Source organism: Dyadobacter sp. AC419 (assembly GCF_979253085.1).
On record NZ_CEEDCD010000019.1, the window covers coordinates 504,746 to 518,249 of the forward strand.

The following is a 13,504-nucleotide window of genomic DNA, read 5'->3' on the forward strand; positions in this document are numbered from 1 at the left end:
TTAAACTAAAATATATTGAAATGAGATTTGTATTGCTTTTTGTTGCCACCCTTTTAACTAACCTCACGTGGGCTCAGCAGGCCATTATTCCTGGTGATTTCCCGGATCCTTCCGTTATCAAATTCAAAGGTGCGTACTATGCATCGGCCACCAGTTCCAACTGGGCGCCATCCTTTCCGATCTTGAAATCGACCGACCTGAAAAGCTGGAAACAAGTCGGATATATTTTCCCTGAACTGACTGATTGGGCCGATTATTATTACTGGGCACCGGAGCTTAATGTTGACAATGGCAAGGTTTACGTTTATTACACAGCGCATAAAAAGGACGGAAATCTTTGCGTAGGCGTTGCCAGCGCCGATTCGCCCGAAGGGCCTTACAAGGATCACGGCCCGTTGGTTTGCGAGGAAGTCGGCTCCATCGACGGTTTCCCCATGCGGGATGAAAACAACAAGCTATATCTGATCTGGAAAGAAGACGGCAACAGCGTCGGCAAGCCAACACCGATCTGGATACAGCCGATGAACGAGGAACGGACTGCATTAACGGGCGAAAAGAAAGAGCTTTTCAGAAATGATACGCCTTGGGAAGCCAACCTGGTGGAAGGCGTTTCGATAGTTAAAAATAACGGTTACTTCATTGCGATTTATGCTGCTGCCGGATGTTGCGGAAGCGGCTGCACTTATGCAACAGGCGTCGCCCGTTCGAAATCTTTGCACGGTCCGTGGGAGAAATATGCCAACAACCCCATCCTCACGAGTCAGGAAAAGTGGGTGTGTCCCGGACATGGAACGGCTGTGCAGCACAATGGCAAAAACTATTTTATGTATCACGCCTATGACAAGCAGTCAAACAAATACACCGGTCGGCAGGCGCTTATGCAGCAGTTCACATTCACGAAAGACAACTGGATCAAGTTTTCCAATAATTATGTAAGCGCTGAAAATATGGAGACAGTGATCGCCAGCAGCGATGATTTCGAGAGCAGCAAGCAGGATTTGCAATGGAACTGGTCTGTGTTCCGTAAACCCGAAATTGCCCAGGAAAATGGTAAGTTAAACATTAAAATAGGGGATGGGAAAGAAATTTATTTAGGCAAAAAAGTTCTGAAATCGGATTATGAGGCCACTGTTGAGGTCGTTCCGTCGGATTCCGCCTGGGCTGGTGTGGCTTTGATCGGAGATGATAAAAACATGGTCTATGCAGCTGCAAGTAAAGATAGTATCGCCGTAATTGCTTTAAAAGATGGTGTTGCAAGCCGCCTAGCGGGTTTTTCGTTGAACAATTTGCAAAAAAACATCAGTGTTAGATTAGCTGTCACCAGTAACACGAAGCTTCAATTCGAATATAGCACAGACAACGGAGCTACGTATATAGATATGCGTTCTAATATTCCGGATATTGCTTACCTGCCGCCATGGGACCGTGCACTGCGCGTGGGGATTGTGGCCAAAGGAGCGCCCGGCACGAATGTTGCTATTGAAAAGTTTGTATTGAAGTAATGCTTCAGGCAATCATTTGGATAGAAGATCGGAGTTTGTAAATGAACGTTATGCTTTGTTAATCAATTAAGCAACAAGATAATTTTAACAAATTATTAGCGTTTTTTACAAAAACTTCCGAAATTTTATCGTGCTGTTAAATTCGTTGATTTATGGAGACAAATCTAGACCAAAAGCGGCGTGAACTTTTTGAACTTCACAAGGCCAAGCTAGGCACGGACGCCCCGCTGATGCGAAAGCCAATTGTTACACCTGTTCTTGAAAAAAAGGTTGCGGAACCCCGAGAGGTGAATGCGCCTATGTCAAGAGAGACAAGATCAAGTATGGAGTAATTGCCGTCACCAGTGTAGTAGTGCTGCTCGAACTGGTGTTTCTGGCCAGGGAAGCCGGTTGGTTGGGTTAAGCCTGCCAATCGGGTCTTGACCCTTTCAAAGAGGTGACTTCCTCTTTGCCTTCAACATGCCCGGATATTTCCTTAACCGCCAGCGATCCTGACGGATTTTTTGGTTTTGCCCTATTCTGACAAGCCAGGTTGCTTTTTTGCCTTGGAACGATTTTAGTCCAGCGTGCCGGCTTTAATGCCAGCAATGGCGATTTGACTTATTGGAATAATGAATGAGGATTTTTTTTTACACTATCCGGCTGCACCTGTTGCCGTGAAAATAGCTGTTTCGATCGGCATCGGCATGCTGCTCGGAATGGAGCGAGAATGGTCTAATAAAGATGCGGGCATCCGGACTTTTGCCGTCGTAACATTGCTCGGGACACTGGCTTCCATGATCAACATGCAGTTTGTGGTGATCTGCCTTTGCGGCGTCTTTTTATTAATCTTTTTTACAAATACGCGCAGCATTATCACAAACCGGACCATTGAAATCACCACCTCAGCCGTCCTAATCCTCACTTACACATTAGGCGTGCTCGTGGGATTGGGACACATATTTACGCCCGTGGCGGGTGCCGTCATCAGTATGACGCTCCTGGCCTGGAAAACAGAATTGAACCGTTTCGCAGGCGGCCTGCAACCATCCGAAATCAGGAGTGCGATATTGCTGGGGCTGATCGGCTTTGTCATTTTCCCCCTTATTCCCGACCGTTTCATCGATCCCTGGCAACTTTTCAATCCGCATGATGCCTGGTCGGGCATTCTGGCGATCAGCGGCATCAGTTTTATCAATTATGTTTTCCTGCGCATTTACAGAAGCAATGGCCTTTATCTGAGTGCTGTTTTCGGTGGGCTTGTCAACAGCACTGCCGCCATTGGGGAGCTGAGTTCGCGCGTTCATGAAAACGGGCTCATTCATAAGCTCGACAAATTATGCCTGACCACGATCGTAGCCATGTTTGCCAGGAACATTGTGATCGTTCTTCTGTTTTCGCCCACTTCCGTAATCCAGGTCGTCGTTCCATTGCTCGCCATGTCGCTTACGGCTGCCTTTCTCATTTTCCAGAGCAGGCGCAATGAAATTAAGTCAACAGATGAGGTGACCATTAATCTGGATTCGCCGATTTCGATCAAGAAAGTCCTTTGGTTTGGTTTCCTGTTTCTATGCATCCAGATCGGAGGCACGCTGCTGACCAAAGTTTTCGGTGATTATGGAATCCTTGCGGCGGGCATGCTTGGCGGCTTGGTGAGCAGTGCAAGCACCACGGCGGCGGCGGCCAACATGGCAACCCACGGTGTCATCAGCGCGCCCATGGCCGGCACAGTTGCGGTGGTTTCATCGCTGGCGAGCACCGTCATTAACCTGCCCATTATCTGGAAACTCATCGATAATAAGCAGGTTGTTCGTCATGTTTTCTTCGAGATCGGCGTCGTCATGGCCGTTGGCATTCTGTTTCTTGTGCTGGAAGATATTTTCCGGTTCTCTCAATATTTGCATTAAAGCGTTCTAGCCCGCAAGCCCCTATGGCATAATAATTTGAAGCCGGTCTGCTCATTAATTTTACCAAAATGGCAACTCTTCACAAATTTTATCTGCTTGCGCTGCCCGCAATGATGTTTTCTTGCGGAGGCGGCAACACTTCTTCCAATGTAGCAGCGCCGGGAGATGAGAAAACGGCCAAGGAAAAAACGCTGAACGCGGGAGCCGATCTCATGCAGGCCAAAACACCATTGCGTGGTTTTGACGCTTATCTCGACGGTTTTCACTTTTACAACGGCAACATTAACGCGCAAATGGAGGCACATCATTACGTCAACCAGCTTAATGAGGACGTTTATCAGGCCATTATTTTCGACGGAAATGAGCAAAATGCCAAAATCATGGGCGTCGAATACATTATCACGGAAAAGCTTTTCAAAGAGCTGCCGGCGGAGGAGAAAAAGCTTTGGCACAGTCACGTTTATGAAGTAGGCTCGGGCTCGCTGATCGCTCCTGGCATCCCGGAAGTTGCTGAACATGAATTGATGGAAAAACTGATTTCCACTTATGGCAAAACCATTCACACTTGGCATACGGACCAGAAAAGAGATCTCCCGCTGGGCTCGCCTATGATCATGATGGGATTCACAAAAGAAGGCCAACTTCATCCTGAGCTCCTTGCCGACCGCGACAAACGATTCGGAGTTTCAACCCAAAAGAAAAAGGAAAACCGAAGTGACATTCCGGCTCCCAAGCCGATTCCGGGCGCTAATGCGTGGGAACAAGGTGAGATCCGCCAGTTTGTGATTTCGAGCAAAGCGGACTCGGCGGTTAAGAAACATCAGCACACGCCTTAGTTGGCACATTTCCCCAAAATCGCATCAACAACAGTTCAATTGCACATTAATGCTGGGCAAATGGCGCTTTTGGAATGGTTTTTATAATTCCGTAACGATTTATCACTTAAACATGTAAAGCAATGATTGAGAAATTAGATGAAATTAATCCGGAACAGAAGGAAGGTAAAGTAGCAAAAGCAATCGAAAATCAGACTGCTAAGATTCCATCAGACGTCTTTTTATGGTCAGCAATCGCATCCATGGGCGTTTCACTTACTTTAAAATGCCTTGGTCAAAAGCACACCGCTTTATTCGTTGGCCAATGGGCTGCACCATTCCTGCTATTGGGCGTTTACAACAAGATCGTTAAAACGCAAGGAAATGACTAAAACGAAAACGGACGGCCTGAATGCTCATTCAGACCGTCCGTTTTTTCTTGCTTGAAATTAGCCCTTGCTATTCTTTCGCTTCCTTCACTTGCTTCACGGCATTCATCGCTTCATCCAGTGTTCCGCTCAGCTTCATGACCATTTTACTGTTATGAAGCATTTTGTTTTCTGATTCCACGTTTGCGCTGAGCTTTGAAGTAAATTGTGTGTTCTTTTTATCCGTAAGCAGTTTCCATCCGCTTTTCAGCACACTTCCGCCGGTAACTTCGGCATGCATGGAAACATTCTGGCTGCCTTTTGCCGGAATGGAAATGACTTTTTCCAAAACCCCCTGCATCTGCATCGCATCTTCTACATCGAATGAAAATTTGGAATTGCTGATTTTTAATGGAAAAAGATTGGGGTTATAAATCTGAACATCCACATCCATTCCTTTGCTTTTCAGCGCCAGTGCATTCAGGTCCATGTTCGTAATCTTCACTTTTGGAATCCGTAGCGCGGGTAATCTCCTTTTAATGTCCATTTTAAATTTGCGCTCGCCTGCAATGGGCACATCAGTTTCAAAGCTGGCGGTCATCGCATAATCCGCGCTGTCGATCTTTTGATCGTCAAAATATTTCAACACCCGCGTCATCGGCTTAATCATTAATTCCATCGGCAGATCGATCGTCGTGCTGTCGGATGAGCGGATGCTGAGTGGCTTTTCGTATGCATCTTCAATCACTTTGATGGAATCAATATAGATCACGTAGGTCAGCTTTTTCGTGTTAATGTCAACCGGAAGCGGGTTGTTGATGGTGACTTTACTCCTCATTTTTATCCGCTCATCATCGATGTCCGTAATGTTGAGTGAAGCAACGCCAACGGACGGCGCCACTTTTTCGACAGCCTTTTGTTTGGCTTCATCGGAAGACGGAGATTTCCACCACCAGATTCCGATCCCCACCAGAACGGCTATCACTACGAGCACGATCAACCATTTATTTGAGCGCATAATCAGATCCTTTTAATGTTTTTCAAGAAGCTTTTTTTCAAAATGCCGCTGTAATTACCGTGCCACCATTCCGCAGGAATGCTTTTTGCTTACCGCCGTAATTTTTAGGGAATGTTCCCGGATTTTTATAAACCGTAATCAACAAATTTATGAAAGCCATTTTTTTATTAGCATCCTGCGTGTTACTATCCGCTTTTCTTGCCTTTTCAGACCGCTTTGTGGCCGACTCGCCTGATAAAGAGTTCGTGCTGGCAGCAGCAGACGGCGGCATGCTGGAAGTGAAACTGGGTCAGCTGGCTGAGAAGCAGGCGACTTCACCGAAATTTAAGGATTTTGGCAAAAACAATGATTAAAGACCACACCAAGGTAAATGACGAGCTGAAAGCTTTGGCCCAAAAGAAACAAATCGAGATCCCGGCCAGCCTTACACCGGCGAAACAGCAGCAATATGACAGTCTGGCTGCGTTGCAGGGCGAGCAGTTTGATATGCTTTATATGAACATGATGATTGCTTCCCATGAGGAAACAATCGGCTTGTTCCAGACAGAATCGAACGCCGGAAAAGATCCTGATTTCAAAAAATGGGCCGATGCCAAACTGCCTGCATTAAGGCATCACCTTGAAATGGCTAAGGGCTTGTTCAAAGGCACGCAGCACAGCGGAGCAGGACATTGAGCCGCATTTTATCAAACTGAAAATCCCGCCGGAGCGCTATATTTGCACCGGCGGGATTTTTATTTTGTTATATCGCCAGATCATAAAAACAGCAAATATGTCGATTACAAGTGATGCTGAACTCAGCGGAATAAAGAAGGCCAGTGAAGTGGTTGCATTAACACTCAAAGAAATGCGCAACTATGCAAAACCAGGCATGACAACCAAAGACCTTGATGATTACGGCGGCAAGATCCTGGCCGATTTCGGCGCCAGATCAGCACCCAATGCCACTTATGGGTTTCCGGGATGGACTTGCATCAGCGTAAATAATGAGTTTTGCCACGGAATGCCTTCTGTGAAGCGGATTTTGCAGGAAGGTGATTTGGTTAATATTGACGTGTCTGCCGAATTGGAAGGTTTTTTCTCTGATAATGGCAACTCGTTCGTCCTGGGAGAGGACATTGCGCATCACCAGAAGCTGGTGGATGCTTCCAAAGAAATCCTGCGTAAAGCGATCGCAAAAATCAAAAGCGGCGTGCGCATTTCTGATATCGGGTTTATTATGGAAACAGAAGCCAAACGCCGTGGATATAAGGTGATTAAGAATCTTGCAGGACATGGCATTGGCCGTGCATTGCACGAAGAACCGAGTGAAATTATGAATTTCAGGGACAGTTCTAATTTCAGGCGTTTCCGGAAAAATTCAGTCGTTGCAATTGAAACATTTATTTCCACCACATCCAACTTTGCCGTTACAGCAAGCGATGGATGGACAATGGTTGGAAACAAAGGCGGTTTTATGGCGCAGCACGAGCACACGATTATCGTAACGGATGGCGCCCCAGTGATCCTGACAGCCAATAATGGTGTCTGGAACTGACATTAGTAAAGTTCGGACTGAGGCAACCCAAGTTTCGCTTCGACTTCCTGTTTCGCGCCGGCCACGAAATGTTTCTCTTCGTTCTTTAATATAATGAGACAAAATCTGAAATCTGCATCCGGGACAAGTTCTGCAACGTCCTGGGCGCTGATTTCAATTTCTTCGTTTTCATCCTCCTTCAATGTAAATGTTGCTGCTTGCGCCATGTTGTGTTTGCTGTTTTGTTTTGCCAAACAGAAACAATCGCGCCAGAAAAAATCGGTTGTAATATTTTTTTATAAAATCGAATAAAACCAAGTAGTTGCCCGGTTACAAATTTTCAATTGTCATTTATTTTGTGATTTTGCCGATCCGGCTTTACATTTAGTATGTGAAAAGGTTTATCCGAAATATTGTTCTGGCCATTGTCATACTCGACACCACGTCGTTGTATCAGGTAATGAAAGCGCCTACGCTGATCAGACATTTCCTGGAACACCGCTCACTGGATCACAATGTCAGCTTTGTCGATTTCCTTTCCATGCATTATTGGGGTGAAGATCTGAACGATAACGACGATGAAAAGGACATGCAGCTTCCTTTCAAGAAGATCGAAATCCACCACGCCAATTTCTTGTTTATTTCCAGCGCTGAGACATTCACTTTCAATGAACGTCCGCAGCCAATAGTTAAGTCCGATTACGGACCCGATCAGCCACAGATCGCATACAGCACCACATTGGGTTCGCTGTTTCGCCCGCCCCTGTGCCTAAATACATTTTGCAAAGGATCTGATCCTGAACACTATGCGTGCGCTTTATGCGCGTGCATAGCCTCATTTGCTATGTATTTATTTTGATTCAATATGCTGAATAAAATTATCCGGTTCTCTGTGGAGAACAAGCTGGTAATTGGGATATTCATGCTGCTGTGGGTGATCTACGGCGCGTATGAAGTAACCCGGTTGCCCATAGATGCTGTTCCTGACATTACTAATAATCAGGTCCAGGTGATCACAACCGCGCCTTCACTGGGTGCGGAAGATGTGGAACGACTGATCACTTTTCCGATCGAGCAGGCGATCAGCAACATTCCGGGCCTTAAAGAAAGCCGGAGCATGTCGCGCTTCGGACTTTCGCTCATCACCATTGTTTTTGACGACGATTCGGATGTTTACTGGGCACGCCAGCAAGTCACGGAGCGGCTGTCGCAAGTGGACATTACCGAAGATGCCAACACGCCGCAGCTCGCTCCCGCCACCACGGGTTTGGGCGAGATTTACCAATATGTGCTTAAACCAAAAGATGGTTTTGAACAAAAGTTTTCCCAAGCCGATCTGCGGACCACGCAGGACTGGATCGTGCGCAGGCAGCTGCTGGGAACACCCGGCGTGGCGGACGTCTCCACATTCGGCGGCGATCTCAAACAATACGAAGTGGCCGTAATTCCTTCGAGTCTGAAAGCCCTTAACCTTACCATAAGCGACGTTTTTACTGCATTAAGCCGTAATAATCAGAACACGGGCGGCGCTTATATTGAAAAAGGGCCGGCAGTGCTTTATATCCGCAGCGTCGGGCTGGCTGGCTCGATGAATGACATTCGCAAAATTGTTGTGAAGAGCAATGCCAATGGCACGCCCGTGCTGATCAGCCATGTCGCAGATGTGCGCCTCGGTTCGGCGATCCGTTATGGCGCACTTACAATGGCCGGAAAAGGGGAGCTGGCGGGTGGGATTGTCATGATGCTGAAAGGCGGCAATTCATCCGAAGTAATCCAGAATGTAAAGACGCGCGTTGCAGAAATACAAAAAACGCTTCCGGAAGGACTTGAAATAGAGCCATTTCTTGACAGGACCAAAATGGTGAACAATGCCATCGGAACCGTCGAAAAAAACCTGCTTGAAGGAGCGCTGATCGTGGTTTTGATCCTGGTGCTTTTTCTGGGTAATCTCCGTGCGGGGCTCATTGTGGCTTCGGTTATCCCGCTATCAATGCTGTTTGCAATTACAATGATGAACCTGTTTGGCGTCAGCGGAAATCTGATGAGTCTCGGAGCACTGGATTTTGGGCTTATTGTGGACGGCGCCGTGATCATTGTGGAAGCAATTCTGCATCATCTGCATTTTTCCAAACGCTATGCTGGGGTTGAGCGCATCTCGCAAGCGGAAATGGACGAGGAAGTGTCGGGGTCGGCATCACGCATGATGAATGCAGCTGTTTTCGGGCAGATCATTATTCTGATCGTTTACCTGCCTATTCTTTCACTTTCCGGCATCGAAGGGAAAATGTTCAAGCCTATGGCACAGACAGTTGCCTTTGCCGTCATGGGTGCTTTTATCCTGTCGCTTACTTACATTCCCATGATCAGCTCGCTGCTGATCAGCAAGAAGATCGTGCATAAGCCCAACATTTCGGATCGCATTATGACCAGGCTCGAAAATGGTTACGCGCGAATGTTGTCGGGTGCATTACGGATCAAGAAAACGCTGGTGATTGCAGCATTCGGGCTGTTTGGCGTTGCATTGTTCCTGTTCATGCGCATGGGCGGCGAGTTCATTCCGCAGCTCGAAGAAGGTGATTTCGCCACGGAAACACGTCTGCTCGTCGGCACCAATCTCAGCACGACCATTGACGCATTCAACCGCATTTCGGATAAGCTGAAAGCAGATTATCCCGAAGTTGAAAAGATCGTTTCCCGCATCGGAAGTGCCGAGATCCCGACGGACCCGATGCCCATTGAAGGCGGTGATATGATCATTGTTTTGAAAGATAAATCCGAATGGACGAGTGCGCAAAACTTCCCTGACCTCGCCAGCAAAATGGCTTCCACAGCTCAGGAAGTCATGCCCGGCGTCACAACCGGCTTTCAATATCCCGTTCAGATGCGATTCAATGAGTTGATGACGGGAGCCAAGCAAGATGTGGTTTGCAAGATTTTCGGTGAAGATCTCGACAAGCTCGCCGCCTATGCCGAACAGTTGGGAGCCATCTCCAAAACGGTGGACGGCACCGCAGATTGGTATGTCGAAAAAGTGACGGGAATGCCGCAGGTCGTAATTGATTTCAACCGCGACGAAATTGCGAAATACGGCATGAACATTGACGAAGTGAACCGAACGATCAATGCGGCTTTTGCGGGCGCTGCCGCCGGACAGATCTACGAAGGCGAGAAGAAATTCGATCTGGTTGTGCGGGTTGGCAGCGAGGGGCGGAGAAACATTAATGACGTTCAAAACCTCCTCATAGCAACGCCAGGCGGCATTCAGATCCCGTTATATCAGGTTGCCAACATTCAGGAAGTGGAAGGGCCCAATCAGATCCAGCGCGAAAATACGCGCAGACGGATCATCGTCGGCTTCAATGTGCGTGGGCGAGATGTGCAGTCCATTGTAGAGGAGCTGCAATTGAAAGTCGACGCAAAAATCAAATTCGAACCCGGTTATACGATCACTTACGGTGGCGCATTCGAAAATTTGCAGCAGGCCAAAGCACGGCTTGTGATTGCGGTTCCGGTCGCGCTCCTTTTAATCTTCATCATGTTATATTTTGCATTTTCTTCTATAAAAGATGGCGCGCTGATCTACACGGCCATCCCGCTTTCCGCCATCGGAGGCGTTTTCGGACTGGCCCTGCGCGGCATGCCTTTCAGCATTTCGGCTGGTGTCGGTTTTATTGCTTTGTTTGGTGTCGCTGTGCTGAATGGCATTGTACTGCTCTCGGAATTCAACCGGATCAGGAAAGAAGGCATCATTACGAATGCATTAACACTGGTTATGACGGGCACACGAAACCGCCTTCGTCCCGTGCTGATGACAGCCGCCGTGGCTTCACTCGGATTTTTGCCCATGGCGTTAAGCAATGGGGCGGGGGCAGAGGTGCAGCGTCCGCTCGCAACGGTTGTAATTGGTGGTCTGATCAGTGCTACATTGCTGACACTCTTTGTGTTACCGGCACTATATCTTTTATTCGACAAAGGCAGCAAGGTGGGCGGAATGAAAACTGCTGCGGTGCTCCTTTGCTTACTCATTGCTAATGCGACCTTCGCGCAAACGCAGCCGACACCGATTCCGCTTAACGACGCGCTAAAAATAGCCGTTAGCAAAAACCTGCGTGCACAAAGCAACCGGTTAACTGAAAAAGCCGTGGATCGCTTGCAATCCAGCGCTTACGACATTGCAAAAACGGAAATCAGTGCTGATTACGGCAAAATAAACAGCATCAACAACGACACCCGCATCGGCATCAGTCAGACATTCAGCTTTCCAAGTATTTATGCCAATCAGCGAAAAGTTCTGGAAGCCAATTTCCTTGCTTCCGCGGCGAATACGAGGCTCACCGAGCAGGAAATTCGGGCGAATGTCCGGCAGTTGTTTTATGAATATGCTGCGCTGACCGAACGGCGCAAGCTGCTCGCCTATGCGGACAGCGTTTACAGGCTTTTTGAAACAAAATCCAACCTGCGTTTTGAGAAAGGTTCGGCCAATGTTCTTGAAACAACGGCTGCTTCTTCCCGCCGCCAGCAAATCAGCATTCAGCTCAATCTGGTTAATCATGATCTCGACATTACGGCACGGCAGTTCAATTTTCTTTTGCAGGATGAAAAGGCTTACATCCCGGAAATCGATCAGCCCAAAATCACATTCGCAGCCGTTGATTCTTCCCGCATTCACGATCTGCCACTGATCGAACTGGCGCGGCACCAGCAGGACGCGGCACGTTTTCGCTGGCAAACTGAGAAATCCCGGTTGTTGCCGGATCTCACCATTGGATATAACAATCAGAGTTTGATCGGCCCGCAGTCTGTGGGAGGTCAGGAAATGTTTTACAATGGCAGCAAACGCTTCCATTATGTGAGCGCCGGCATTGGGATCCCATTGTTTTTTAAAGCGCAGAAATCACGCATCGCTGCGGCCGAGCTGGATTGGGAAAGCAATAGGAAACAAACTGAGCTCGTCAGTTTGCAGCTGCAACAGGATCTGCAAAATGCATTACAGCAAGTCCGGAAATTCCAGGAAAGTCTGGCTTACTACGAAGGCGAGGGCACCGCAAATGCGGACCTGATCATTGCCACTGCGGATCAGCAGTTTCAAGGCGGCGACATCGATTTCCTGCAATGGGCGCTCGTTGTGGATCAGGCCATTGCCATTAAAACGGAATACATTAATGTGCTCAGCGGCTATAACCAGGCCGTTGTCCAATTTCTCAAATTGAATAACCTGTAACGATATATGAAAAATTACATCATCCTGAGCTTGTTGCTCATCGCATCCTGCTCAGGCTTGTTGCTCATCGCATCCTGCTCAGCGCCGGAAAAGGAAACGGCCGATCACGAAGAGGCGCAGTCGGATTCGCTTGTGACCGAACAAATTGTATCAGTCAGCAATGCGCAGCAAAAAAGCGTAGGCATAGAAGTGGGAACGCCGGAGATGGAAAACATTAGCGGAATGATTTCATTGCAAGGGAAAATTGACGTCCCGCCCCAAAGCACGATCAGTCTGAGCTTCCCACTGGGCGGTTATTTGAAGTCTACAAACATGCTTCCGGGCATGCACGTGCGGAAAGGCCAGGTGCTCGCCGAATTAGAGGATATGGCGTTTATTCAGCTGCAACAGGATTATCTAACAGCGAAAGAAAAACTTGTTCTGGCAGAATCAGAATTTAATCGTCAGAAAGACCTTAATGCTAGTAAGGCCAGCAGCGACCGGGTGTTTCAGCAGGCACGCGCAGAAATGGAAACCCAACGTATTCTGGCCAGCGCATTAAGTCAGAAACTGGAAGTGATCGGAATTGATCCGCACAAGCTGAAAGCAGACAAGATCTCCAAAAGCGTGTCCATCGTTTCGCCCATTAACGGATTTGTTTCGAAGGTTAATGTGAATGTGGGCAAATACACAGCGCCCACGGATATGCTTTTCGAACTGGTTAACCCGAATGACATTCATCTCGTTTTGAATGTGTTTGAAAAAGATCTTTCTGCATTATCAGTGGGGCAGCGGGTGTATGCTTATACCAATGCCGATCCGGACAAGAAATTCCCTGCCGAAATCATTCTGATCACGAAAAGCCTCGATCAGGACCGCATGGCCGAAGTGCATTGTCATTTTGAAAAATACAGCCCTGCGCTGGTGCCCGGCATGTTTATCAACGGCGAAGTTTCCATCAGCAATCAAAAAGCGCTGACCGTTCCCGAGGATGCACTTGTGCGCTGGGAAAACAAATTCTATGTCTTCACCGACCAGGGCAGCGGCAAATTCGAAATGGTCCATGTCAAACCCGGCGTCATCAATGAAGGCAAACAGCAAATAGAAGCAACGGGCATTGACGACACTACAAGGCTCGTCGTAAAAAATGCCTATGCCTTACTGATGAAAATTAAAAACACCGAAAAGGATGGTTGATT

General features: G+C 47.7%; 13 protein-coding genes. 10 read left to right on the forward strand and 3 right to left on the reverse strand.

Going from position 1 to position 13,504, the window contains the following annotated elements; translation table 11 throughout:
* Positions 1–20 precede the first annotated feature (20 nt).
* The gene (locus tag AC0IYG_RS15645) at positions 21–1,502 is read left to right on the forward strand and encodes a family 43 glycosylhydrolase (protein WP_471712004.1); all 1,482 of its coding nucleotides are present in this window, start codon (positions 21–23) and stop codon (positions 1,500–1,502) included.
* A 399-nt stretch (positions 1,503–1,901) separates the two neighbouring features.
* Here the strand turns inward: AC0IYG_RS15645 and AC0IYG_RS15650 are convergent, their stop codons facing one another.
* Entirely contained in the window at positions 1,902–2,090 is a 189-nt protein-coding gene (locus AC0IYG_RS15650; protein WP_471712005.1) for a hypothetical protein, read from the reverse strand.
* 23 nt (positions 2,091–2,113) lie between these two features.
* On the opposite strand from AC0IYG_RS15650, the gene AC0IYG_RS15655 reads away from it, so the two are divergent.
* From AC0IYG_RS15655 to AC0IYG_RS15665, 3 genes are all read left to right on the forward strand, one after another.
* A complete protein-coding gene (locus AC0IYG_RS15655) occupies positions 2,114–3,388 on the forward strand; it encodes an MgtC/SapB family protein (protein WP_471712007.1) in 1,275 nt (424 codons plus the stop codon).
* A gap of 68 nt (positions 3,389–3,456) precedes the next feature.
* Positions 3,457–4,224: an OBAP family protein gene (locus tag AC0IYG_RS15660; protein ID WP_471712009.1), complete on the forward strand. Its 768-nt coding sequence runs from the start codon at positions 3,457–3,459 to the stop codon at positions 4,222–4,224.
* A 122-nt stretch (positions 4,225–4,346) separates the two neighbouring features.
* Positions 4,347–4,595, forward strand: a complete 249-nt coding sequence (locus AC0IYG_RS15665) for a hypothetical protein (protein WP_471712010.1) — start codon at positions 4,347–4,349, stop codon at positions 4,593–4,595.
* Positions 4,596–4,662: 67 nt separating this feature from the next.
* On the opposite strand, the gene AC0IYG_RS15670 is transcribed toward AC0IYG_RS15665, so the two are convergent.
* Positions 4,663–5,589, reverse strand: a complete 927-nt coding sequence (locus AC0IYG_RS15670) for an LEA type 2 family protein (protein ID WP_471712011.1) — start codon at positions 5,587–5,589, stop codon at positions 4,663–4,665.
* Positions 5,590–5,738: 149 nt separating this feature from the next.
* Between AC0IYG_RS15670 and AC0IYG_RS15675 the strand changes: the two genes are divergently transcribed.
* The 3 genes from AC0IYG_RS15675 to map all read left to right on the forward strand — a co-directional run bounded on the left by AC0IYG_RS15675 (position 5,739) and on the right by map (position 7,126).
* Complete coding sequence (locus tag AC0IYG_RS15675; protein ID WP_471712012.1) at positions 5,739–5,942, forward strand: DUF4142 domain-containing protein; 204 nt, start codon at positions 5,739–5,741, stop codon at positions 5,940–5,942.
* Positions 5,923–6,264, forward strand: coding sequence for a DUF4142 domain-containing protein (locus AC0IYG_RS15680; protein WP_471712013.1), 342 nt, complete (start codon positions 5,923–5,925; stop codon positions 6,262–6,264). Before AC0IYG_RS15675 ends, AC0IYG_RS15680 begins: the two co-directional genes overlap by 20 nt.
* A gap of 97 nt (positions 6,265–6,361) precedes the next feature.
* Positions 6,362–7,126 carry a type I methionyl aminopeptidase gene (gene map, locus AC0IYG_RS15685; RefSeq protein WP_471712318.1) on the forward strand — a complete coding sequence of 255 codons (765 nt, stop codon included), beginning with the start codon at positions 6,362–6,364 and terminating at the stop codon, positions 7,124–7,126.
* Between the two features lie 2 nt (positions 7,127–7,128).
* Here the strand turns inward: map and AC0IYG_RS15690 are convergent, their stop codons facing one another.
* Complete coding sequence (locus AC0IYG_RS15690; RefSeq protein ID WP_471712015.1) at positions 7,129–7,332, reverse strand: hypothetical protein; 204 nt, start codon at positions 7,330–7,332, stop codon at positions 7,129–7,131.
* A gap of 164 nt (positions 7,333–7,496) precedes the next feature.
* On the opposite strand from AC0IYG_RS15690, the gene AC0IYG_RS15695 reads away from it, so the two are divergent.
* The 3 genes from AC0IYG_RS15695 to AC0IYG_RS15705 are packed head-to-tail and all read left to right on the forward strand — an operon-like array spanning position 7,497 to position 13,502.
* Positions 7,497–7,964, forward strand: coding sequence for a hypothetical protein (locus AC0IYG_RS15695; protein WP_471712016.1), 468 nt, complete (start codon positions 7,497–7,499; stop codon positions 7,962–7,964).
* Between the two features lie 6 nt (positions 7,965–7,970).
* On the forward strand, positions 7,971–12,326 hold the full coding sequence (locus AC0IYG_RS15700) for a CusA/CzcA family heavy metal efflux RND transporter (RefSeq protein WP_471712017.1): 4,356 nt from the start codon (positions 7,971–7,973) through the stop codon (positions 12,324–12,326).
* A gap of 6 nt (positions 12,327–12,332) precedes the next feature.
* Positions 12,333–13,502, forward strand: coding sequence for an efflux RND transporter periplasmic adaptor subunit (locus tag AC0IYG_RS15705; RefSeq protein WP_471712019.1), 1,170 nt, complete (start codon positions 12,333–12,335; stop codon positions 13,500–13,502).
* Positions 13,503–13,504: the final 2 nt, after the last annotated feature.